Origin of the sequence: Microbacterium sp. (genome assembly GCF_041641055.1) — a bacterium.
In the GTDB taxonomy this organism is placed as follows: Bacteria; Actinomycetota; Actinomycetes; order Actinomycetales; family Microbacteriaceae; genus Microbacterium.
In genome coordinates this window covers 1-21,120 of record NZ_JBEPZB010000013.1, presented here as the reverse complement: position 1 = coordinate 21,120, position 21,120 = coordinate 1, and the positions used below count along the sequence as shown (strand labels likewise).

Genomic DNA, 21,120 nt, shown 5'->3' with positions numbered 1-21,120 from the left:
GAGATGGGGTGGTGTCAGCCTATCGACGCGCGTTCAGCATCCCGTCGCGAGTGCGTCTGCACCCACGGCAACAGCCAGGCTCCGAGCACGAGCACGACGCCGGCACCGACCAGCGCCCCACCCAGGGTGTCGGTCGCCCAGTGCACGGAGAGCAGGGTGCGTGAGAGCGCCATCGCGATGACCCAGAGGATGCCGAGCAGGGCGGTCCACACCCGCGGGAACACGAGCCACAGCACCACGGCGATGGTCGCGGCATTGGCGGTATGACCGGAGGGGAACGAGCCGTAGTCGCTGACGACGATCATGTCCTCGGGGCGCGCACGACCGAAGAGCTGCTTGAGCAACTGCACCGCACCGGCGCTCGCGAGGAACGCCGCCGCCGCGAACACCGCTGCCCGCCATCGGCGTGCGATCAGCAGGGCGGCGATCAGCAGCAGGGGCACGAGGAGGATCGCGATCCACCCGCCGCCGATGCTGTTGAGCAGCAGGGCGAACGACAGCACGGCGTCGGTGCGGTACATGTCGACCGCGTCGTTCCACCAGCGGTCGAACGCCGGGGGCTCGGTGTACCCGAACACGATCGCCGCTCCGAGGAGCGTCGCCGCGACGAGCATCCCTGTCCCCCACCACAGCAGCGTTCGTCTTCTCATCGCACCATTCTGCCTGTCGATGGCTGAGAATCAGGGAGCGAGCATGCCGACGGTGCGCGGGCGCACGATCAACCACAGCGAGAGGATGCCGATCGCCGCGCATCCGACCATCACCGAGGCCATCGTCGTCGCCGTGATTCCGGCGCCGTGCGAGATCCAGCCGACCACGGGCGAGATGAGTCCGGCGACACCGAAGTTCGTCGCGCCGATGACGGACGCCGCAGTTCCCGCCGCCTTGCCGTGTCGGTCGAGCGCGAGCACCTGGACGTTGGGGAACGTGAAACCGCACGCCGTCATGAAGAAGAAGAGCGGGATGACCGTGCCCCACAGCCCGAGGCCGAGCTGGTCGGTCACGATGATCGCGATCCCCGCCAGCAGCAGCACCGCCGTCGAGTAGGCCATGACCCACTGCGGGCCGAAGCGCGCCGCGAGCCGCGAGGCGGTCTGCACACCGGCGACGACCCCGAGCGAGTTGACCGCGAACAGCAACCCGTACTGCTGAGCATCCAGGCCATGCGTCTCCTGGAACAGGAAGGGGGATGCCGACAGGTACGAGAACAGGCCGGAGAAGGTCATGCCGCCGATGATCAGCACGCCGACGAACACCCGATCGGAGAACACCGAGCGGTAGCGCTGCAGGACCGTCGCGCCGCCCTTCTCCTGCCGACGGGCGATCGGGAGCGTCTCGGGGACGAAGACGACCGTCGAAACGAGCATGACGACGCCGTACAGCGCGAGGAAGACGAAGATGCCCCGCCACGGCATGAGGGTGAGCAGCCAGGAACCGATCAGCGGCGCGATGACCGGTGCGACGCCCGAGACCAGCGCGAGGCGGGACAGCATCACCACCAGTCGCCGACCCCCGAACAGATCGCGCACGATGGCCATCGCGACGACACCTCCCGCTGCCGCACCGACGCCCATCAGCACGCGGGCACCGCTGAGCAGGGGAAGGGTCGGGGCGTAGGCCGCTGCCGCACTGGCGAGCACGTGCAGCGCCGTGACGACGATCAGCGGGATCCGCCGACCGACCTTGTCGCTGAGCGGGCCGACCACCAGCTGGCCGAGTGCGAAGCCGATCATCGTGCCGGTCAGCGTCAGCTGGATCGCCGCGGCCGTCGTCTCGAAGTCGCGCTCGAGCACGGGGAACGCGGGCAGATACAGGTCGATCGTGAACGGGCCGAGCGCCGTCAGCGCTCCGAGGAGCACGATGTAGAGGGCACGGCGCCCGTTCGAGATCGAGTCGCCCGGGTGCAGCATGATCGGCGCTGTGGCCGGGTTCGAGCCGAGCGTGCGGATCGCGCCGGTGGACGACGGGATGCGGATGCTGCCGGTGGCCGTCCGCTCGGTGGGTGCGGTCGGCAGGGAGTCAGTGCGTGGAGCGTCGGGCACGACGGTCCTTCCGGAGTTCGAGGGGGATTGGTGTGAGCCGCAGCGGGCAGGGATCCGCGCTGGCCGAGTCGACCACCAGGACCGGATCGCGGTCGGGCCGAGTCGCTGTCAAGCCGAATCGATTCGATGCGGGCGAAGTCTCCATGCTACCCCTCGGGCGCACGCACCTGCATGCCGAGAAGACGGATGCATGCCGAGAACAGCTGTTTTCGGCATGCATCCGTCATCTGAGCAGACGTCCGGCAGCAGCAGGCACCAGCAGCCAGCAGCCGCCAGTCAGCGGGGCCGGCGCAGCCCGGCGGGGTACGCCCCGGGGTTCAGCGCAGGCGGGCGAGCGCCTGCTCGAGGTCGGCGATCAGGTCGTCCACGCCTTCGATGCCGACCGACAGCCGGACGACGTTCTCCGGCACGGCGAGCGCAGTGCCGCGCACCGAGGCGTGCGTCATGTCGGGCGGGTACCCGATGAGCGACTCGACGCCACCCAGCGACTCCGCCAGCTGGAAGAGCTCGGTGGATTCGGCGAACGACTTCGCCGCGTCGGCTCCGGCGGACAGGCCGAGCGACAGCATCCCGCCGAATCCGCTCATCTGCCGGGCCGCGACGTCGTGGCCGGGGTGCGAGGCGAGGCCCGGATAGTAGACGGTCGCGAACTCGGACCGCGAGGCGGCCCACTCGGCGATCGCCTGCGCGTTCTCGGAGTGCTGGCGCACCCGCACGGCGAGGGTCTTGATGCCCCGGGTCGTCAGCCACGCGTCGAACGGCGCGGAGACCGCCCCCACCGCGAACTGCTGGAACTTGACGGACTCGAAGAACCGGTCGTCGCCGAACACCACGGCGCCGCCGAGCACATCCGAATGGCCGCCCAGGTACTTGGTGGTCGAGTGCACGACGAGGTCGGCGCCGAGCGAGAGCGGCTGCTGCAGCGCGGGCGACGCGAACGTGTTGTCGACCACGGCGATCGCTCCGGCGGCGTGCGCGATCTCGGCGATCAGTGCGATGTCGACGATCTTCAGCAGCGGGTTGCTGGGGGTCTCGACCCAGACGATCCTGGTCTCGGGACGGATCGCAGCGCGCAGCGCATCCACATCCGACAGCTCGACGGTCGTCGTCTCGATCCCCCACGGTGCGAGCACCTTCGTGAGCAGTCGGTAGGTGCCGCCGTAGACGTCGTCGCCCAGCACGATGTGGTCGCCGGGCTTCAGGATGCCGCGCAGCAGCGCGTCCTCCGCGGCGAGCCCCGACGCGAACGACAGGGCGTTCGCCCCACCCTCGAGCGCCGCGAGCTGGGTCTCGAGCGACGAACGGGTGGGGTTGCCCGCCCTGTTGTACTCGTAGCCCTCGCGGAAGCCGCCGATCCCGTCCTGGACGTGCGTGGACGCCTGGTAGATGGGCGGGATGATCGAACCCGTGGTCGGGTCGGGGGCCTGACCGGCGTGGATGGCTCGGGTGGCGAATGCGTGCTCGGACATGCCCCTCAGCCTACGTCCGACGCCGCCGGCCCCGGCGTGCCTGTTACGCCGGACGTCGTCACACGGTCAGCGCGAGATGTACGACAGCAGGTCCTGCCGGGTGAGCACCGTGTGCGGTTTGCCGTCGGCCGTCACGAGCAGGGCGTCGACATCGGCGAGCGCGGCCCTCGCCTGGGCCAGCGGAGCATGGATGCCGATCAGCGGCAGCCTCTCCCCCACATGGGTCCCCACGGCATCCGCCGGCTTCGCCTCTCCGCGGAAGAGGAGATCGAGCAGCCCCTTCTCGTCGACGGTGCCGACGACCTCGCCCATCATGACCGGCGGCTCCGCGCTGAGCACGATGAGCTGCGACACGTCGTACTCGGTCATCATGCCGATGGCCTCCAGCACCGTGTCGGTGGGATGCGCGTGCACGAGATCGGGGATGCCACCGCTCTGGCGGCCGGCGCGGGTGGCGAGCACATCGGCCACGGTCTCGCCCTCCTCCACGTCGCTGAACCCGTAGGACCGCATCCAGCCGTCGTTGAAGATCTTGCCGAGGTAGCCCCGACCGCCGTCCGGCAGCAGGACCACCATGACCGCATCCGCGGGGAGCTCCCGTGCGATGCGCAGCGCCCCGACGACGGCCATGCCGCTGGAGCCGCCGACGAGGATCCCCTCCTCGCGGGCGAGCCGCCTGGTCATCGCGAACGACTCGGCATCGTCGACGGCGACGATCTCGTGCGGCACGGTCGGGTCATAGGCTCCTGGCCAGATGTCCTCCCCGACGCCCTCGACCAGGTACGGACGGCCGGTGCCTCCGCTGTAGACGCTGCCCTCGGGGTCGATCCCGACGATGCGCACCCGGTCCTCCGAGACCTCGCGCAGGTAGCGACCGGTTCCGGTGATGGTGCCTCCGGTGCCGACTCCGGCGACGAAGTGCGTGATGCGACCGTCGGTGTCGCGCCAGATCTCGGGGCCGGTGGTCTCGTAGTGGCTGCGAGGTCCGTTCGGGTTCTCGTACTGGTTCGGCTTGAACGCCCCGGGGATCTCGCGGGCGAGGCGATCGCTCACGCTGTAGTACGACTCGGGGCTGTCGGCCGCGACCGAGGTCGGGGTGACCACGACCTCCGCGCCGTACGCACGCAGCACGTCGATCTTGTCCTCGCCGACCTTGTCCGGCAGCACGAACACGCACTTGTAGCCGCGCTGCTGGGCCACCAGCGCGAGTCCCACTCCCGTGTTGCCACTCGTGGGCTCGACGATCGTGCCCCCGGGCTGCAGTTCCCCCGACGCCTCGGCGGCGTCGATGATGCGGGTGGCGATGCGGTCCTTCGCCGACCCACCGGGGTTGAGGTACTCGAGCTTCACCAGCACGGTGCACTCCACACCCTCGGTGACGTGCTGGAGTTTCACGAGAGGGGTGTCGCCGACGAGGTCGACGATGGAGTTCGCGTACTTCATGTTCACAGCGTACGTGCGACGACGCCGCGACCGGACTGTGTTGCACCCGATCGCGGCATCATTTCGACAGTCGTCGCCGGTGGCGGTCAGCCCTTGGTGGACCCGGCCAGGAGTCCTCGGACGAAGTACCGCTGGAGCGAGAAGAACACGATCAGCGGGACGATGATCGACACGAAGGCTCCTGCGGTGAGCAGGTACCAGCCCTCGCCGCGACCGGTGATCTCGGCGAGCACCTTGGTGATCGGCGAGGCGGCGCCATCGGCGAACACGAGAGCGACGAGCAGATCGTTCCAGACCCAGAGGAACTGGAAGATCGCCACCGACGCGATCGCGGGCATCGTCAGCGGCAGCACGACCCGGAAGAAGATCTGCCCGCGGGAGGCACCGTCGACCCGAGCCGCTTCGATGATCTCGCCGGGGATCTCCGACATGAAGTTGTGCAGCAGGTAGATCGCCAGCGGAAGCGCGAACATCGAGTGCGCGATCCACACCTGCGCGTAGCCGCCCGAGATGTCGAGACCCTGGGTCACCTGGACGCCGAACAGGTTGATGCCGCGCGAGAACGACGACAGCAGCGGCACGAGTGCCATCTGGATCGGCACGATCTGCAGCGCGAACACGAAGATGAACAGCGCGTTGCGCCCCTTGAACTCGATCCAGGAGAACGCGTACGCCGCCATCGCTGCGATCATCAGCGGGATGATCGTGGCCGGGATCGTGATCACGATCGAGTTGAAGAAGGACTCCAGGATCGTGAGCTGCGTGGTGCCCGACTGCAGCACGGCCGAGTAGTTGTCGAGCGTGAACTGCGGGTTGGTGAAGATCGTCCACCACCCGGACGTTTCGATCGCGTCCCGTTCGCGGAACGACGAGAGGAACAGCCCGAGGGTCGGAATGGTCCACACCACCGCGATCACGATCGAGGCGACGGTCGCCCACGGACGACTGAGACGCTTGCGCGCACGGCCCGCCGAGGCTTCGAAGCGCCCGGCGGTCGTGATCGCCCTCGTGCTCTGCGCGGAATCTGACTTCACGGTGTCGGTCATCGGATCTCCCGCTGCTTCTTGATCTGGCGCGCGTTGTAGATGACGATCGGCAGCACCAGGATGAACAGGATGACGGAGAGCGCAGCGCTGCGTCCCGCCTCGAACTTGGAGAACTGGGTGTACATCTCGTTCGCCAGCACCGACGTCCCGTAGTTTCCACCGGTCATCGTGCGCACGATGTCGAACACCTTCAGCGAGGCGATCGAGATCGTGGTGAGCACGACGATGAGCGCCGGCCGGATCGCGGGGATCGTGACCGACCAGAAGCGCTCCCAGGCGTTCGCGCCGTCGAGCTCGGCCGCTTCCAGCAGCTCTGCGGGAACGCCCTTGATGGAGGCCGAGAGCACGACCATCGCGAAACCGGTCTGCACCCAGATCAGCACCACGATGAGCGCGAGGTTGTTCCACGGCCCGTTCAGGAGGAACTGCTGCGGTTCTCCGCCGAACCAGACCAGGATCTGGTTCAGGAGACCGATCTGCTCGAACTCCGGACCGCGGTATGCGTACACGAAGCGCCAGATGATGCTGGCGCCCACGAACGAGATCGCCATCGGCATGAAGACGAGGAGCTTGTAGATCTTCTCGCCGCGGGTCCTGTCGATGAACACCGCGTACGCGAGGCCGATCAGCGTCGACAGCGTCGGCACGAGCAGCACCCACACGATCGTGTTCACGACCGAGGTCACGCCGTCGGACTGCGTGAAGATCCACAGGTAGTTCGAGAATCCGACGAAGTCACTGCCGGTGGAGTTCCAGAACGACGCGTACACCGTCTGGATCGAGGGCAGGATGAGTCCGGCGAGCAGCAGCAGCATGGCCGGCGCCATGAAGGCGACCAGCTGGATCAGGTAGCCCGCACCGTCGCGGGACCGGTAGTCCAGGAAGAAGAACAGTGCGCCTACGGCGACGGCGACTCCCATGGCCCAGTAATAGGAGCTGAAGAACCACATCACCGCGAGCGGGATGAGCAGGCACATCGCGAGGCGGATGCCGGTGTAGAGCGCGCCCCTGCGCGGCGCGATGTCGACGAGCAGCAGGATGACGACGACGACCACCGCGAACGCGATGACCACGGCGAGAGCCTGGGCGATCGGGGGCAGTGACCCGATCCATTGGAAGAACACAGTCGCGTTCATGGAATCCCCTTCATGAGACGGAGCTGATCGACGGTCCGCGCGGCGATGCGCGAACCGGAGTGTGAGAAGGTGGGCCGCCCCGAGGGGCGGCCCACCTCATCCGATCAGCTGGAGGGCCAGCCGGTCTCGATCTGGGTCAGCACCTCGTCGGTCGAGGTTCCGTTGATCCAGGCGACCATGCCCTTCCAGAACGTGCCGGAGCCGACGGCGCCGGGCATCTGGTCCGAGCCGTCGAAGCGGAACGTGACCGAGTCGTCCTGCAGGAGCTTGATCGACTCCTGGAGGATCGGGTTCTCGACCGCCTCGATGTCGACGCCCTTGTTGGCGGAGGTGACGCCGCCCAGCGCCAGACGGCTGTCAGCCCACTCGGGGCTGGAGAGGTACTCGAGCACCTTCTGGGTCGCCTCGTCGTCGCTGAACGCGCCGACGATCTCGCCACCACCGGTGATGAAGGTCTCGTCCTCGCTCTGGCTCGGGAGCAGGAAGGCCCAGACGTCGCCGTCCTCGGAGATGTCCGTGCCCTCGGGGAAGAAGCCCGAGAGGAAGGACGCCTGGTGGGTCAGCGCGCACTCGCCGCTCGCGACCGCGGGAGCCACGTCGCCGAACGCCGTCGAGTTGATCGAGCGCACGTCACCGAAGCCGCCGTTGACGTACTCCGGGTTGAGCAGCAGCTCGCCCGTCGCGTCGAACGCCTCCTTGATCTGCGGGTCGGTGAAGGGGATCTCGTTCTTCACCCACTGGTCGTAGACGTCGGCACCGGCGTTGCGGAGCACGAGGTCTTCGATCCAGTCCGTTCCCGGCCAGCCGGTCGCGACACCCGACTCGAAGCCGGCGCACCACGGGGCGGCACCGCTCTTCTCCTGGATGGTCTGCGTGAGGGTGAGCAGCTCGTCCCAGCTGGTGGGCTCCTCGACGCCCCACTCGGCGAACTTGGTCGGCGAGTACCAGACCCAGCCCTTGACGCTCGCCATCAGCGGCGCACCGTAGAACGTGTCCTCGTAGGTGCCGAAGTCGACCCAGCCCTGGGTCCAGTACTCCTCGGCGTTCTTCTTGACCGCGTCGGGAGCCGGCTTCAGGAAGTCGCGAGCCGCGTAGTCCGCGAACAGACCGGGCTGCGGGAAGATCGCGATGTCCGGCGGGTTGCCGCCCTGAGCACGCGTGCCGAGCTGCGTCTCGAAGTCCTGGCTGCCCTCGTACTTGATCGTGATGTCGTTCTCCTTCTCGAAGTCCGCCCACGACTGCGCGAGGAGTTCTGCCTCTCCCTCCACGATCGTCCCGTAGATGGTGACGGTGTTGTCTCCGCCGCCTCCGCCGCCTCCGCCGCCGTCCGTGCCGCCGGGAGCACCACAGCCGGCGAGCGCGATGCCTGCGACTCCCAGCAGAGCGACTGGCGCGTAACGCCGGGAACGCTGTGACAGACCCATGTGAATTCTCCTCTTCGAGTTTCACGGCCCCTTGCTCATTCCGCGCCGCCCCTCGGCACGGAATCGGGAACCGATTCCAGGCCAACCTACCGGTGCGCGCCAGCCCGGCACAATAAGCCAGGATCACAAGCTCGCAACCTTTCCGCCGGCGACATCGACCGATGATGGGAGCGCTCCCTCACTCTCGACCTGGAACCGGTTCCCTTCGCGCGCTCCACGGGCTACGCTGTCATCGGCGCAGGGTGGGAGCCCGAGCGCCGAGGGGATGGTCGAGGAGGACCGATGAGCACGATCGCGGACGTCGCGGCGCGCGCCGGCGTGTCGAAGGCGACCGCGAGTCGTGCGCTGACCGGCCGCGGATACGTCTCCGCAGGCACCAGGGATCGCGTCGTGGCGGCGGCCGCCGACCTCGCCTACGTCGCCCACTCGTCGGCGACGAGTCTCGCCACCGGACGGACCCAGACCGTCGGGGTCATCATGCCCCCGGTCGACCGCTGGTTCTTCTCCGAGCTCCTCGCCGGCATCCAGGAGTCGCTGTTCGCACTCGACTACGAGCTCGCCCTCTACGGAGTGCGCGAGGGAACCGAGACGAGAGCGCGGCTGTTCCACACGGTGCTGCCTGGCCGTCGGTTCGACGGCATCATCGCGGTCGGCATCCAGCCCAGCGCGCAGGAGCTCGAGCGCCTGCACCGGTGGGAGCGTCCGCTGGTCAGCGTCGGGCCCTACAGCGAGGGCTCGAGCGCCGTGTCGATCGACGACGTCGGCGCAGCGCGCATCGCGACCGAGCACCTGATCGAGCTCGGGCACACCGACATCGCGTTCGTCGGCGGCGCATCCGATGCCGACGAGCTCAGCTACGGCGACGCCCAGCGGGTCGAGGGATACCTCGAGGCCCTGGCCGCCGCCGGCCTCGAGGCGATCGCGCGCATCGCCGACGCTCCCCCGACCATGCCGGGCGGCTACGCCGCGGCCGTCGAGCTGCTCGGCGATCGGCGCGGGCGCCCCACGGCCATCGTCGGAGTGTGCGACGAAGCCGCGATCGGAGCGATGATCGCGGCACGCCGGCTCGGCATCGCGGTGCCGACCGAGCTCAGCATCGTGGGCGTCGACGATCACCAGCACGCCGAGATGTTCGCCCTCACCACCATCAAGCAGTCGCCGCGCGAGCAGGGGCATGAGGCGGTCCGGCTGCTGCAGCAGCGGATCGACCGACCGGATGCGCCGCAGGAGCGCACCGTCACGGCATCCGCTCTCGTGGTGCGCAGCTCCACCGCCCTCCGCCGCTGACTCCTGACCGGCCGCCGACACTCCGGTCCCGCTGCCGGGATGCAAGGCCCCGGACGCACGAAAGCCCCGGGCGGACCCGGGGCTTTCGTGTAGCGTTCAGACGCTTCCAGGGCGAGGCATCACGCCGCGACCTGGAACGGATTACTTGAGGGTAACCGTGGCGCCTGCCTCTTCGAGGGCAGCCTTGGCCTTCTCGGCGGCTTCCTTGTTCGCGCCCTCGAGCACGGCCTTGGGAGCGCCGTCGACGACAGCCTTGGCCTCGCCGAGACCGAGCGAGGTGAGCTCGCGGACGGTCTTGATGACCTGGATCTTCTTGTCGCCGGCAGCCTCGAGGATGACGTCGAAGGAGTCCTTCTCTTCCTCAGCCTCGGCACCTGCGCCAGCACCAGCGGCACCTGCGACGGCGACGGGGGCAGCAGCGGTGACCTCGAACTTCTCCTCGAACGCCTTGACGAAGTCGTTGAGCTCGACGAGGGTCAGGCCTGCGAACTGCTCAAGCAGCTCCTCAGTGGTGAGCTTAGCCATGATGTATCTCCTAGATTGATGGGGTTTGTTGATCGAGAACGTCAGGTCGCTTACGCGGCCTCGGCGGTCTCCAGCTTTTCGCGAAGAGCATCGATGGTGGCGGCAGCCTTGCCCATCGTGGCCTTCATCATGCCCGCAGCCTTCGCCAGCAGAACCTCACGGCTCTCGAGCGAGGCGTACTTGTTGACCTCGTCGGCAGAGAGGGCGTTGCCCTCGAAGATGCCGGACTTGATCACGAGAAGCGGGTTGGCCTTGGCGAAGTCACGAAGAGCCTTGGCAGTGGCGACGAAGTCACCGTGCACGAACGCGACGGCCGACGGACCCTTGAGGTCGTCGTCCAGCGCGGTGATGCCAGCCTTGTTGGCGGCGATCTTGGTCAGCGTGTTCTTCACCACGGCGTACTCAGCGTCCTGACGGATGCTGTTGCGCAGCTCCTTGAGCTGGGCAACCGTCAGACCGCGGTACTCGGTCAGCAGAACGGCAGTCGAGTCCTCGAATGACTTCGTGAGCTCGGCGACCGATGCATCCTTCTGCGCCATGGTCACTCCTTGGTGTGTACGAGGTGCCTCACGGCGGTGAGGCACCGACTCGGACCGCATGCAACAGAAAAGCTCCGGCGCAAGCGCACGGAGCTTTGAGAAGTTCGTGTCCTGCGCGGGCCCCTGCTGAGCAGAGCTTCGATCGCCTCGCGTTCTCACGCACGACGATGACCAGCGGTCTTCGGTTGAGTCCAGGCTACCCCATCGGCGGCGCTCCCCCAAATCGGCGGGAGCGGTTACGGTGAGAGCATGACCGATGCGACGACGCTCGTTATCCTCGGCGCCGGCGGCGATCTCACGTCCCGGCTCCTTCTCCCCGCCCTCGGCCAGCTGCTGGTCCGCGAGCCCGACCGCGCGGTGCGCATCATCGGCGCTGACCGGGAGGAATGGACGGATGCCGAGCTCGCGGTCGTCGTGCGCACGGCATTCGCATCGATGGATGCCGAAGACGCGGCCGCACGTGTGGACGTCACCTACGTCCGCACCGACATCACGCAGGCCGATGACCTGCGTGCGCTCACGGCGGACCTGACCGGGCGGGTCGCGCTGTACTTCGCCGTGCCGCCCTCGGTCGCCGCCGCATGCATCTCGACGCTCACACCCGACATGCTGCCCGACGGCACCATGCTCGTGATGGAGAAGCCCTTCGGCACCGACGAGGCCAGTGCCCGCGAGCTGAACCGGACGCTCACAGCGCTCGTCCCGGAGAGCCAGGTCTTCCGGGTCGACCACTTCCTCGGCCGCTCGACCACGCTGAACCTCCTCGGGGCGAGGTTCGCCAACCGCATCCTCGAGCCGCTGTGGTCGGCCGAGAGCATCGAGTCCGTCGACATCGTCTACGACGAGTCGCTCGCACTGGAGGGGCGCGCCGGATATTACGACAAGGCGGGTGCGCTGGTCGACATGATCCAGAGCCACCTCCTCCAGGTGCTCGCCGTACTCGCGATGGACGAGCCTGCGAGCCTCGACGAGGTCGACTTCCGCGCCGCGACCGGTGCCGTGCTGCGCGCGACCGCCGTGTGGGGCGACGACCCTGCGGCATCGTCTCGTCGAGCGCGCTACACGGCAGGCGAGATCGACGGCACGACGAAGCCCTCGTACGTCGACGAGCCGGGGGTCGATCCCGACCGCCACACCGAGACACTCGCCGAGGCGGTCTTCGAGGTGCGCAACGCCCGTTGGGCGGGGGTGCCGTTCCGCCTCCGATCCGGCAAGGCCATCGGCACGCCCGCCAGGGAGATCGTCGTGCACTTCCGACCTGTGCGGCATGTGCCGCAGGGACTCACGGGCTCGTTCGACGGCGCGATCCTCCGGTTCTCGCTCGGCCCCGACCGGATGGCGCTCGAGCTCAACCTCAACGCCGCAGAGGACCCGTTCGAGCTGGAGCGCGCGACGCTGTCGGCCGAACTCGGCGAAGGTGCTCTCAAGGCGTACGCCGAGGTCCTCTCCGGCGTCCTCGACGGCGATCCGATGCTGGCCGTGCGCGGCGACGCCGCCGAGCAGTGCTGGCGGATCGTCGCCCCGATCCTCCAAGCCTGGCAGCGCGACGAGGTGCCGATGGACGAGTACGTCGCAGGCTCCCTCGGCCCCGAGGGATGGCCCGCGTACCGCTGAGCCGCGTGCCGCACACGTCTCCGTCCGGGAGGGATGCCGCGGAGCGGCGTGTACGGGGATCGAGAGTCCCCGGCCGGGGTTACGCTCGATAGGTGACCCCCGAACTCCACGCACGCATCGTCGCGGACTCCCGCGACCGCGTGGCCTGGATGCGGGCCCGGTCGCGCGGGATCACGGCGACCGACGTGGCGGGGCTGACCAGCGAGAGGTCGATCGCCCGCGCTGCGGACTCCAAGCTCGGCGGCGGTCCGCGCTTCGGCGGCAACGCCTACACCGACCACGGGCGACGTCGGGAGCCTGAGATCGCGGCCTGGGTGGCGGCGACGCACGGCATCCTCCCCTCGTCCGCCCTGTTCCGCGCCGAGGTGGAGCACCGGCATCTGGCGACACCCGACGGCATCGCCGTGGACTCAGCCGGACGCATCGAGCTGGCCGAGATCAAGACGACGAACAAGGCGTTCCGCGGCATCCCTCGTACCTACCTACGTCAGGTGTGGTGGCAGCAGCACGTGCTCGGAGCCGAGCGGACGCTGTTCGTGTGGGAGGAGCATGTCGACTTCTCCCCCATCCACGACGAGCCCCGCTGCGTGTGGATCGACCGCGACGACCGTGAGATCGCGAAGCTCGTCGGCCTCGCCACGGACCTGATCGACGAGCTCTACCGTCGCACCACCGGCCAGCAGATCCCCACCCGGATCGCGGAGGCCACGGCCGCCGCTGCGGCGAGTCGTCGGGAGCACCTGCGCGAGCGCGACGCGTTCCGCGCCCTGGCCCTCGCCGACTGAGCCCACAGCATCCGGGGCCGCGTCACGTCCCGTTCGAGAACGTGCAGCTCGGAGCCCCGATGACCAAAGGGGCGTTGTACGTCACTCTGCTGAATCCCGGCGAGGTCCATCCGCTGTAGGTGCTGCGCAGGTCGATGAGCACGTCCGCGCCGAGCAGCGACCCCAGCAGACCGCTGAGCAGGCCGGTCGTGATCGTCGCGGTGTATCTCCCCTGCGCATTCGGCCCCGTCACGGTCGGAACGATGACCGTGGTGCCGACCCGCCACTGGACGTTGCTCGCCGTCATGGTCGTGTAGGGCGCGGTCGCACTCGGCCACTGGAATACGACCTGCAGGAAGGTACCGCCGGCGAGCGGGGGCCGGATGCAGGTGGCGAAGCTCGTGACCTGCGGGGGGACGAGCCGCAGGGCGGTGATCGTGGCCCTTGCGTGCTCCGAATCCGTGAACGCCGCGTCCGTGAGCTGCGCCGGGGGCATCAGCCCCACCCCGCACAGCACCGCGATCCCGGCCGCCCCGGCCAGGATGCGGTGTCGCCGACGCGCTCTCATGGCCGGACCCTCCGATCGCGCCGGACCCGCTGCAGACGCCGCCGACGGCGCGACGCACTCAGCGCGGTGCCGACCGCGACCAGACCGAGACCGGTGGCGAGCACCCCCACGGGAACGCCCGTGCCGCCGGTCGTCGCGAGGCCGCCTTCCGGCCCGATGACCGCGGATTCCCCGGCGCCGCTCGCATGCACCCGCACCCGGGTGCTTCCGCCGCCGTCGCCGAGGGTCACCGTGAACCGCAGATGCGCGACGTCCTCGTCCGACATGTCGAGGAGCGCGTTCTCCACGCCGTCGAGCGGAACTGCCCAGCCCGTCTTCAGCGGAGTCGCCCCTCCCTCGCATCCGCTCTCACTCCAGGGCTGCGCGCAGAGGGCGGCGTCGACGAGCAGCGCCGCGTCACCGGCGGCACTGATGCCGACCGCGACGGTGCCGGGATCCGGTGCCTCCGCACTCACCGTGACGTCCCACCGCACCGGCTGCCCCGGCAACAGGCTCGACGCGGCATCCCAGTCGGCGATCGAGACGAGGCGCAGCACCTCGCCCTGCACGACCTGCGTCGAGGGCGCCGCCCACGCCGGAGCCGCCGCGAGCACGCCGAGCGCGGCAGCCGCCCCGACTGCGGTCACGATCCTCCGTGGGCTCATCTGTCGTCCTCGACCCTCTTCATGGGCCGGATCCTCCCCGACCGAGGCCAGAACGCCCAGACGACCAGTGCGGTGGCGGCGAGCGTCAGCCCGCCGAGCACATACGGGTGCCCCATCGCGACGATGACGGTGGCGATGCCGGGGACGGAGAAGAGCACGACGCGCACGGAACGCACGGTGTAGGGATACGGATCGTCAGCCGCGTTGGCGTCGCCCCGCATCGTGATCACCCGCTCCGCCCCTCCGCTGCCCGGCGCGACCGAGGTCACGCGATGCGTCACCGGCAACGCGCCCTCGCGGTCGACAGTGACGACGTCTCCAACCTCGATGTCCGCGGCCGGCACGCGCTGCACCACGGCGACCGACCCGGCCGGGATGGTGGGTGACATGGATCCCGTGCGGAACATGATGAGTGTGATGTTCGCGGTGAACGCCAGGATGACGAGCACCATGCACGCGGTCCCCGCGATCGCGGCCACCCACAGCAGCCCGTCGGCGAGCACCCGGCCCGCGCCTCGGCGGGGTGCTGCGACGGGCGCGGCGGCGGAGGCGGGGGACGGAGCGGATGCCGAGGGCGCACTGAGGCCGGCATCCGAGGACCGCTGCTCGCGCAGGCTCCGCCTCGTCTGTGTGCTCATGTTCCCCCTCCCTTCGCCATCCCAGACGCCTTCGCCCGCACCGTCAGGTCGAGGCGCCGGCCACCTGCCAGGTCTGGATCGCCGTCAGCCCCTGCGCCGTGTTGTCGGTGCCGACGGGCAGTGTGACGGCGAAGCAGTAGTGGACGGTCGACCCTCCGTTCGCGGCGACGGCCTGGATTCCCGTGCCGCCGGTCGACATCGTGGAGTTGTCCGGCACGACCGCTGTGCCCGCCGCATACGTGGTGGCGTTGCAGGTCGTGCCGGCGATGGTCCGCACCCCGTACCGCAGAAAGGAGCCGAGCCCCGTCCCGGCCGTCGAGGTCACGCTCAGCTGAAGTGCGCCCGCCACGGACGGATTCGCGGTGCGCACGCTGAACAGCGCATGCACTGTGTTGCCCGGAGCGATCGCACTGAACGGTGCCGTGAAGCTCAGGGCCGCCGGAGCCGTCGACGCATGGCTGGAGAACGTCGTGCCGTCGATGGCGCCCACGATGTCGAAGCGTCCGGCGGTGAAGGTCGCTCCGCCGAACTCCGAGTCGTTCCACGCGGCCAGCGTCATCGTGGCGCCGACGCCGAGCACGAGTCCGCCCGCGAGCACGGCGCGAACCCGTCGGGAGAGCATCCGCTTCCCCTCCCGCATGCTTCTGCGGGTGCCGGTCATGATCAGCCCGCGGTCGAGGTGGCCGTGAACTCCCAGGTCGCTGTCGCTGCGTCTCCCTGAGTCAGCCCGGCTCCGGCGGTGACGGCGAAGCAGAGCTGCACGGGTGTGCCGGCGGTGCCGGCCGGGGTGCCTTCAGCCAGGGCGACCGAAGTGGCGCCGGTCTGCGCGCTCAGGGTCGACCCGCTCGCCACCACGGTGCCGGTCGCGCCGACCCCGCAGGTGGCTCCGGCGGCGATCGCGGTCACCGTGTACGCGAGGTTGGCCTCGTTCCCCCCGCTTCCAGCCGTGATCCCGGTCGGCAGCAGCGTCGCACTGTTCGTCGTGGTGCTGTCCAGGCGCACCCAGAACGGCGCGTAGACGACGTCGCCCGGCGACAGTGACGAGGCGACGGCCGGCAGCTGGAAGACCAGCGATGCCGCGGTGTCTCCGTCGTCGACGTTGTGATCGGCGTATCCGGTCGTGGCGCTCGTGGTCGACCCCTCGAGGTTGAACGATCCGGCGGTGAAGGTGCCGGTCGCGAACTCCGAATCGTTCCAGGCGGCCAGCGTCACCCCGATCCCCACTCCGAGCACGAGGCCTCCGGCGAGTACGGCGAGAACCTTGCGTTGCGTGTCCTTGTCAGCCATGACATTCCCCCTCAGGAATTCACGAACCGCGGATGCCTGGGAGTGGCCGCCCTTCCGGGACCTGCACCAGCGTGTTCAGGTGGTCCGGTCAGTTTTGTCCAAGATATCGCCGAGAACAAGGGCATCTCGATCACGAGCGCGCATCTATCTCGCAACCGCGATGAAAAACGTCCAATGATCTCGCGGACCCGTCGGTCATCGCACGGACGTCGCCGGCGGCGCTGCAGCGACCGCTCACGCCACGACGCTCAGCGCGAGAGCACGCGCCTCGCCTCGGCGGCGACCTCGGCGGCGATCGTGTCGAGCAGAGGAGATCGCAGGTTCCACTGCTGCCAGTGGAGGCTGACCCGCAGCGGCGGACCGCCGAGGGGAACCAGCCCCTCGGTCTGCTGCAGCACGGGGACCATCCCCCATCCGAGCCCCAGCCGGATCGCGAGGGCGTAGTCCGCGGACGCCGGCACGTAGTGCCTCGGCACACCCTGATGCGGGACGCCCATCGCGTCGAGCCAGTCGTGCTGGAGCGTGTCGCGACGATCGAAGTCCACGAAGGGGGCTGCGCTGAGCGCCTCTTCGGTCGCTCCCTGCGCGAACCAGCGCTCACGGAAGCCGCGCTCGGCCATCGCGTGATACTCCAGCACCCCGAGGGGCGACACGGAGCACCCGGCGACCGGCACCGACTCGCTCGTCACAGCCGCCATCACCGTGCCGGATTCGAGCAGCCGCGCGGTGAAGTTCTGATCGTCACGATGCAGATCGAAGTCCAGACCGTGACCGGCCGACAGCCGCGCGAGCGGTGCCAGGAACCACGTCGCCATCGAATCGGCGTTCACCGCCAGCGGGATGCGCGTCCGCCCGGCATCCCCTTCGTCGAGGCCCAGTCCGCCCCACGCATCGTGCTCGAGGAGTGCCATCTGACGCGCGAGACGCACCACCGTCTCACCGGCCTCCGTGAGACGCACCGGCTTGCTCCGTACGACCAGGACCCGGCCGAGCTGCTGCTCGAGCGTCTTCAGCCGCTGACTCACCGCGGAGGGTGTCATCCGCAAGCGGCGCGACGCCGCATCCAGCGTCCCTTCGTCGGCGACGGCGGCGACGGTGGCGGCGAGTTCCGGATCGATACGCACATTAGCGATGCTAATGGTTCACAAGCAATCTTCGCTGGTGGTGATGTTCGCGCCTGTCTACCGTGGAACCATGCTCTCCGTCTTCTCCGGCCTCGGACTCGGCCTCTCCCTGATCGTCGCGATCGGCGCCCAGAACGTTTTCGTGCTGCGGCAGGGCATCCGTCGAGAGCACGTCCTGGCGGTCGTCCTGATCTGCGCCGTGTCGGATGCGCTGCTCATCGCCGCCGGCGTCGCCGGGCTGGGCTTCGTGATCTCGGCCGCCCCCTGGCTCGTGGTCGTCGCCCGGTGGGCGGGCGCGCTGTTCCTGCTGGCCTACGGCCTGCTCGCCGCCCGACGAGCGTGGCGGGGCGGCGAGCAGCTGCGCGTCGAGACCCCGGATGCCGGTGCGGCCTCCGCGTCGACCGGATCCGCTCGGACAGCCATGGCGACCCGGACGGCTCTCGCTCCCGTGATCGCCACTGTTCTCGCGCTCACCTGGCTCAACCCGCACGTCTACCTCGACACGGTCCTGATGCTGGGGTCGATCGCGGCCACACACGGCGAGGAGCGCTGGCTCTTCGCCGCCGGGGCCATCGCCGCCAGCATCCTCTGGTTCACCGCCCTGGGGTTCGGAGCGCGATTCCTCGGACGCTGGCTGCGCACCGAGCGGTCGTGGCGGATCCTGGACGCCCTCATCGCCGTCGTGATGATCACGCTCGCGGTGAGCCTGGTGCTCCCGGTGCTCGGCGCCTGAGGCGCTCGGGCCGAGGTCAGTCCCCGTCGAGCGGACGGAGGATGCGGGTGAGGAACCGCTTCGTGCGCTCGTGCGTCGGGGCCCCGAAGATCTCGGCGGGCGACCCCTCCTCGACCACAGCGCCCGCATCCATGAAGAGGACCCGGTCGGCGGCCTCACGGGCGAAGCTCAGCTCGTGCGTGACCACGACCATGCTCCACCCCTCGTCCGCGAGCTCCTTGATGACCAGGAGCACCTCGCCGACGAGTTCGGGATCGAGCGCACTGGTCGGCTCGTCGAACAGCAGGAGGTCGGGACGCAGCGCCAGCGCTCGGACGATCCCGACGCGCTGCTGCTGACCACCGGACAGCTCGTGCGGGCGAGCATCCTCCTTGTCCTCCAGACCCACCCTGGCGAGGAGCGTGCGCGCCTCGGCCACCACCTCGGCCTTGGGCCTGCGTTGCACCCGCCACGGTCCCTCGATCACGTTCTCGAGCACGGAGAGGTGCGGGAAGAGATTGTGATGCTGGAACACCATCGCCGAGCGGTCGCGGAGCGCGAGACGCTTCTGCGCGCGCGAGCGCTTGGACACCGGATCGCGCGGAGCGAAGTCGATGTCCGGTCCACCGGCGACGACGATCGTGCCCGCATCCGGCGTCTCGAGTCCGTTGAGCGCGCGCAGCACCGTCGTCTTGCCCGAGCCGCTGGGGCCGATCAGCACGACCACCTCACCGCGGTGCAGCGTCAGGTCGATCCCGCGAAGCACCTCGTTTTCGCCGAAGCGCTTGTGCAGGCTGCGCGCCGTGAGAAGGGCGTCGGCGGTGGATGCGCGCGAGCGCGCGGGATCAGTGAGCGACATTGCGATCGAGTCTCCTCTCGAGTGCGCTCTGTCCGAACGACAGCACGAGACAGATCACCCAGTACACCAGCGCGGCCGCCAGGTACACGACCATGAACTGCAGGGTCGCCGCCGCGATCTGCTGGGCCACCTTGAAGAGCTCCGTGACGAGGATCAGCGAGGCGAGGGACGTGTCCTTCACCAACGAGATGAAGGTGTTCGACAGCGGCGGAACCGAGACCCGGGCGGCCTGCGGCAGGATGACCCGGGTGAGCGTCCGGGTCCGGTTCATGCCGACCGTGTACGCCGCCTCCCACTGCCCCTTCGGGACGGACAGGATGGCCGCGCGCACCACCTCCGCTCCGTAGCCTCCGACGTTCAGGGACAGCGCGATGATCGCGCTGGTCCACGGATCCAGCTTGAGTCCGATCGATCCGAGCCCGTAGAAGATCACGAACAGCTGCACGATCATCGGCGTGCCGCGGATGATCGAGATGTAGAACCTGGCGATGCCCGACAGCACGGGATTGACCGAGATCCGCATGAGCGCCGCGCCGATGGCGAGCACGAGTCCGAACGCGAACGACACGAGCGCGAGAGGGACCGTCACGGTCACCCCCGCGAGCGCGATGGGACCGAGCGAATCGAAGAACAGCTGCCAGGGGTTCTCCATCGATTACTCGGTGACGTCGGCGCCGAAGTACTTGTCGCTGATCTCGGCCAGGGTGCCGTCCGCGCGCAGCTCCTCGAGGGCACCGTCGATGGCCTCGACCAGATCGGTCTTGTCCTTGGTGAACACGAAGGCCTGCTCGCCGGCCTCATCGGTCTCGGCCGCGATCTTGAGCCCGGTCGGGCTGTTCGTGGTCTCGTAGTCGAGGAAGGTCAGCTTGTCATTGACGGTCGCGTCCACACGACCCTGACGCAGCAGCTCGACCGCCTGGGCCCACCCCTCGACGCCCTCGACCTTGGCACCGGACTCGGTGGCGAGCTCGTACCAGTTGCTGGTGAGCGACTGCGCGGTGGTCTTGCCCTCGAGGTCGTCGAACGACGAGATGGAGTCGTCGTCCTCGGCGACCACGATCACTCCCGGAGACACGGTGTACGGGGTGCTGAAGAGGTACTTCTCCTGGCGCTCCTCGTTGATGCTCACCTGGTTCGCGATCACGTCGAAGCGGTCGGCGTCGAGGCCGGCGAAGATCGCATCCCACTGGGTCTCCTGGAACTCGACCTCGAGGTCGAGCTTGTCGGCGACCGCCTGGATGATCTCGACGTCGAATCCGGTGAGGTCGCCGGTGCCGCCGTCCTCGTGGAAGCTGAACGGGCGGTAGGTGCCCTCGGTGGCGACCGTCAGGGTGCCGTCCTTGACGAGGCCGTAGTCCGGACCGCCCTCCGCGCTCGAGCTCTCGGGAGCCGTGCTGCCGCTGCAGGCGGTGAGGGCTGCGGCGGTGACGACGAGTGCGGTGACGGCGATGAGGCGACGGGACATGTGACCCTCCTGGGGTGCGGTGAGGCGCGAGTGCTGTGGCGCGGAACTCACTTACAGTACGTGGCTTCGAGCCAGCATCCCACATCGGATGACGCAGGATGTCGGGACCGGTATGCAGAAAGGCCCCCGCGTGATGCGGGGGCCTTTCAGGATCACACTCAGATGGCGTTGACGTCCAGCGGGATGCCGGGGCCGAACGTGGTCGACACGGCGCCCTTCTGGATGTAACGGCCCTTCGAGCTCGACGGCTTGAGGCGGACGATCTCCTCGAGCGCTGCGCCGATGTTCTCGTTCAGCTGCTCGGCGGAGAACGACGACTTGCCGACGACGAAGTGCACGTTGGCGTGCTTGTCGACGCGGAACTCGATCTTTCCGCCCTTGATCTCCTCGACGGCCTTGGCCGTGTTCGGGGTCACGGTGCCGGTCTTCGGGTTCGGCATGAGTCCACGCGGACCCAGGACCTTTCCGAGACGACCGACCTGGCCCATGAGCTCCGGGGTCGAGACGGCCGCGTCGAACGCGGTCCAGCCTGCG

Annotated in this window: 22 protein-coding genes and 1 pseudogene; 4 read left to right on the top strand and 19 right to left on the bottom strand. The window is 68.7% G+C overall.

Going from position 1 to position 21,120, the window contains the following annotated elements; translation table 11 throughout:
* Positions 1 to 14: 14 nt before the first annotated feature.
* The 7 genes from ACESK8_RS09945 to ACESK8_RS09915 all read right to left on the bottom strand — a co-directional run bounded on the left by ACESK8_RS09945 (position 15) and on the right by ACESK8_RS09915 (position 8,560).
* Positions 15 to 650: a phosphatase PAP2 family protein gene (locus ACESK8_RS09945; protein ID WP_372968447.1), complete on the bottom strand. Its 636-nt coding sequence runs from the start codon at positions 648 to 650 to the stop codon at positions 15 to 17.
* Between the two features lie 30 nt (positions 651 to 680).
* Positions 681 to 2,042: a multidrug effflux MFS transporter gene (locus ACESK8_RS09940; protein WP_372968446.1), complete on the bottom strand. Its 1,362-nt coding sequence runs from the start codon at positions 2,040 to 2,042 to the stop codon at positions 681 to 683.
* Between the two features lie 317 nt (positions 2,043 to 2,359).
* Positions 2,360 to 3,511, bottom strand: coding sequence for a cystathionine gamma-synthase (locus tag ACESK8_RS09935; RefSeq protein ID WP_372968445.1), 1,152 nt, complete (start codon positions 3,509 to 3,511; stop codon positions 2,360 to 2,362).
* A 66-nt stretch (positions 3,512 to 3,577) separates the two neighbouring features.
* Positions 3,578 to 4,954, bottom strand: a complete 1,377-nt coding sequence (locus ACESK8_RS09930; RefSeq protein ID WP_372968444.1) for a cystathionine beta-synthase — start codon at positions 4,952 to 4,954, stop codon at positions 3,578 to 3,580.
* An 86-nt stretch (positions 4,955 to 5,040) separates the two neighbouring features.
* On the bottom strand, positions 5,041 to 6,000 hold the full coding sequence (locus ACESK8_RS09925) for a carbohydrate ABC transporter permease (RefSeq protein WP_372968443.1): 960 nt from the start codon (positions 5,998 to 6,000) through the stop codon (positions 5,041 to 5,043).
* Positions 5,997 to 7,136, bottom strand: coding sequence for a carbohydrate ABC transporter permease (locus ACESK8_RS09920; RefSeq protein WP_372968442.1), 1,140 nt, complete (start codon positions 7,134 to 7,136; stop codon positions 5,997 to 5,999). Before ACESK8_RS09920 ends, ACESK8_RS09925 begins: the two co-directional genes overlap by 4 nt.
* A 104-nt stretch (positions 7,137 to 7,240) precedes the next feature.
* Positions 7,241 to 8,560: an ABC transporter substrate-binding protein gene (locus ACESK8_RS09915; protein ID WP_372968441.1), complete on the bottom strand. Its 1,320-nt coding sequence runs from the start codon at positions 8,558 to 8,560 to the stop codon at positions 7,241 to 7,243.
* Between the two features lie 282 nt (positions 8,561 to 8,842).
* Between ACESK8_RS09915 and ACESK8_RS09910 the strand changes: the two genes are divergently transcribed.
* Positions 8,843 to 9,847: a LacI family DNA-binding transcriptional regulator gene (locus tag ACESK8_RS09910; RefSeq protein ID WP_372968440.1), complete on the top strand. Its 1,005-nt coding sequence runs from the start codon at positions 8,843 to 8,845 to the stop codon at positions 9,845 to 9,847.
* A 141-nt stretch (positions 9,848 to 9,988) separates the two neighbouring features.
* On the opposite strand, the gene rplL is transcribed toward ACESK8_RS09910, so the two are convergent.
* Both rplL and rplJ read right to left on the bottom strand, forming a co-directional pair.
* Positions 9,989 to 10,372 (bottom strand): 50S ribosomal protein L7/L12, encoded by a 384-nt coding sequence (rplL, locus tag ACESK8_RS09905; RefSeq protein WP_060926676.1) that lies wholly within the window; start codon positions 10,370 to 10,372, stop codon positions 9,989 to 9,991.
* 50 nt (positions 10,373 to 10,422) lie between these two features.
* The gene (gene rplJ, locus ACESK8_RS09900) at positions 10,423 to 10,911 is read right to left on the bottom strand and encodes a 50S ribosomal protein L10 (protein WP_060926675.1); all 489 of its coding nucleotides are present in this window, start codon (positions 10,909 to 10,911) and stop codon (positions 10,423 to 10,425) included.
* A 249-nt stretch (positions 10,912 to 11,160) separates the two neighbouring features.
* Here rplJ and ACESK8_RS09895 point away from each other — a divergent pair, with 249 nt between their 5' ends.
* Both ACESK8_RS09895 and ACESK8_RS09890 read left to right on the top strand, forming a co-directional pair.
* On the top strand, positions 11,161 to 12,525 hold the full coding sequence (locus tag ACESK8_RS09895; protein ID WP_372968439.1) for a glucose-6-phosphate dehydrogenase: 1,365 nt from the start codon (positions 11,161 to 11,163) through the stop codon (positions 12,523 to 12,525).
* Between the two features lie 92 nt (positions 12,526 to 12,617).
* A complete protein-coding gene (locus ACESK8_RS09890; RefSeq protein ID WP_372968438.1) occupies positions 12,618 to 13,310 on the top strand; it encodes a YqaJ viral recombinase family protein in 693 nt (230 codons plus the stop codon).
* 22 nt (positions 13,311 to 13,332) lie between these two features.
* Here the strand turns inward: ACESK8_RS09890 and ACESK8_RS09885 are convergent, their stop codons facing one another.
* From ACESK8_RS09885 to ACESK8_RS09860, 6 genes are all read right to left on the bottom strand, one after another.
* Positions 13,333 to 13,857, bottom strand: coding sequence for a hypothetical protein (locus ACESK8_RS09885; RefSeq protein WP_372968437.1), 525 nt, complete (start codon positions 13,855 to 13,857; stop codon positions 13,333 to 13,335).
* Complete coding sequence (locus ACESK8_RS09880) at positions 13,854 to 14,483, bottom strand: hypothetical protein (RefSeq protein ID WP_372968436.1); 630 nt, start codon at positions 14,481 to 14,483, stop codon at positions 13,854 to 13,856. Before ACESK8_RS09880 ends, ACESK8_RS09885 begins: the two co-directional genes overlap by 4 nt.
* A gap of 14 nt (positions 14,484 to 14,497) precedes the next feature.
* Positions 14,498 to 15,139 carry a signal peptidase I gene (locus tag ACESK8_RS09875; protein ID WP_372968435.1) on the bottom strand — a complete coding sequence of 214 codons (642 nt, stop codon included), beginning with the start codon at positions 15,137 to 15,139 and terminating at the stop codon, positions 14,498 to 14,500.
* 43 nt (positions 15,140 to 15,182) lie between these two features.
* A complete protein-coding gene (locus ACESK8_RS09870) occupies positions 15,183 to 15,761 on the bottom strand; it encodes a SipW-dependent-type signal peptide-containing protein (protein WP_372968434.1) in 579 nt (192 codons plus the stop codon).
* A 41-nt stretch (positions 15,762 to 15,802) separates the two neighbouring features.
* Entirely contained in the window at positions 15,803 to 16,426 is a 624-nt protein-coding gene (locus tag ACESK8_RS09865; RefSeq protein ID WP_372968433.1) for a SipW-dependent-type signal peptide-containing protein, read from the bottom strand.
* A 248-nt stretch (positions 16,427 to 16,674) separates the two neighbouring features.
* Complete coding sequence (locus tag ACESK8_RS09860) at positions 16,675 to 17,550, bottom strand: LysR family transcriptional regulator ArgP (RefSeq protein WP_372968432.1); 876 nt, start codon at positions 17,548 to 17,550, stop codon at positions 16,675 to 16,677.
* Positions 17,551 to 17,620: 70 nt separating this feature from the next.
* On the opposite strand from ACESK8_RS09860, the gene ACESK8_RS09855 reads away from it, so the two are divergent.
* On the top strand, positions 17,621 to 18,283 hold the full coding sequence (locus ACESK8_RS09855) for a LysE/ArgO family amino acid transporter (protein WP_372968431.1): 663 nt from the start codon (positions 17,621 to 17,623) through the stop codon (positions 18,281 to 18,283).
* 16 nt (positions 18,284 to 18,299) lie between these two features.
* Here the strand turns inward: ACESK8_RS09855 and ACESK8_RS09850 are convergent, their stop codons facing one another.
* From ACESK8_RS09850 to ACESK8_RS09835, 4 genes and pseudogenes are all read right to left on the bottom strand, one after another.
* On the bottom strand, positions 18,300 to 19,121 hold the full coding sequence (locus ACESK8_RS09850; protein WP_372968430.1) for an amino acid ABC transporter ATP-binding protein: 822 nt from the start codon (positions 19,119 to 19,121) through the stop codon (positions 18,300 to 18,302).
* The gene (locus tag ACESK8_RS09845; RefSeq protein WP_372968429.1) at positions 19,108 to 19,773 is read right to left on the bottom strand and encodes an amino acid ABC transporter permease; all 666 of its coding nucleotides are present in this window, start codon (positions 19,771 to 19,773) and stop codon (positions 19,108 to 19,110) included. The genes ACESK8_RS09850 and ACESK8_RS09845 overlap by 14 nt, the downstream gene beginning before the upstream one ends.
* Positions 19,774 to 19,776: 3 nt before the next feature.
* Positions 19,777 to 20,586, bottom strand: coding sequence for an amino acid ABC transporter substrate-binding protein (locus tag ACESK8_RS09840; protein ID WP_372968428.1), 810 nt, complete (start codon positions 20,584 to 20,586; stop codon positions 19,777 to 19,779).
* 158 nt (positions 20,587 to 20,744) lie between these two features.
* Positions 20,745 to 21,120 (bottom strand): annotated as a pseudogene (locus tag ACESK8_RS09835) (50S ribosomal protein L1); the annotation flags it as partial.

Coding starts and splice junctions, on each gene's coding strand:
- ACESK8_RS09945 (WP_372968447.1), bottom strand. CDS start 650: ATGAGAAGACGAACGCTGCTGTGGTGGGGGACAGGGATGCTCGTCGCG.
- ACESK8_RS09935 (WP_372968445.1), bottom strand. CDS start 3,511: ATGTCCGAGCACGCATTCGCCACCCGAGCCATCCACGCCGGTCAGGCC.
- ACESK8_RS09930 (WP_372968444.1), bottom strand. CDS start 4,954: ATGAAGTACGCGAACTCCATCGTCGACCTCGTCGGCGACACCCCTCTC.
- ACESK8_RS09925 (WP_372968443.1), bottom strand. CDS start 6,000: ATGACCGACACCGTGAAGTCAGATTCCGCGCAGAGCACGAGGGCGATC.
- ACESK8_RS09920 (WP_372968442.1), bottom strand. CDS start 7,136: ATGAACGCGACTGTGTTCTTCCAATGGATCGGGTCACTGCCCCCGATC.
- ACESK8_RS09915 (WP_372968441.1), bottom strand. CDS start 8,560: ATGGGTCTGTCACAGCGTTCCCGGCGTTACGCGCCAGTCGCTCTGCTG.
- ACESK8_RS09910 (WP_372968440.1), top strand. CDS start 8,843: ATGAGCACGATCGCGGACGTCGCGGCGCGCGCCGGCGTGTCGAAGGCG.
- rplL (WP_060926676.1), bottom strand. CDS start 10,372: ATGGCTAAGCTCACCACTGAGGAGCTGCTTGAGCAGTTCGCAGGCCTG.
- rplJ (WP_060926675.1), bottom strand. CDS start 10,911: ATGGCGCAGAAGGATGCATCGGTCGCCGAGCTCACGAAGTCATTCGAG.
- ACESK8_RS09895 (WP_372968439.1), top strand. CDS start 11,161: ATGACCGATGCGACGACGCTCGTTATCCTCGGCGCCGGCGGCGATCTC.
- ACESK8_RS09885 (WP_372968437.1), bottom strand. CDS start 13,857: ATGAGAGCGCGTCGGCGACACCGCATCCTGGCCGGGGCGGCCGGGATC.
- ACESK8_RS09875 (WP_372968435.1), bottom strand. CDS start 15,139: ATGAGCACACAGACGAGGCGGAGCCTGCGCGAGCAGCGGTCCTCGGAT.
- ACESK8_RS09870 (WP_372968434.1), bottom strand. CDS start 15,761: ATGCTCTCCCGACGGGTTCGCGCCGTGCTCGCGGGCGGACTCGTGCTC.
- ACESK8_RS09865 (WP_372968433.1), bottom strand. CDS start 16,426: ATGGCTGACAAGGACACGCAACGCAAGGTTCTCGCCGTACTCGCCGGA.
- ACESK8_RS09855 (WP_372968431.1), top strand. CDS start 17,621: ATGCTCTCCGTCTTCTCCGGCCTCGGACTCGGCCTCTCCCTGATCGTC.
- ACESK8_RS09850 (WP_372968430.1), bottom strand. CDS start 19,121: ATGTCGCTCACTGATCCCGCGCGCTCGCGCGCATCCACCGCCGACGCC.
- ACESK8_RS09845 (WP_372968429.1), bottom strand. CDS start 19,773: ATGGAGAACCCCTGGCAGCTGTTCTTCGATTCGCTCGGTCCCATCGCG.
- ACESK8_RS09840 (WP_372968428.1), bottom strand. CDS start 20,586: ATGTCCCGTCGCCTCATCGCCGTCACCGCACTCGTCGTCACCGCCGCA.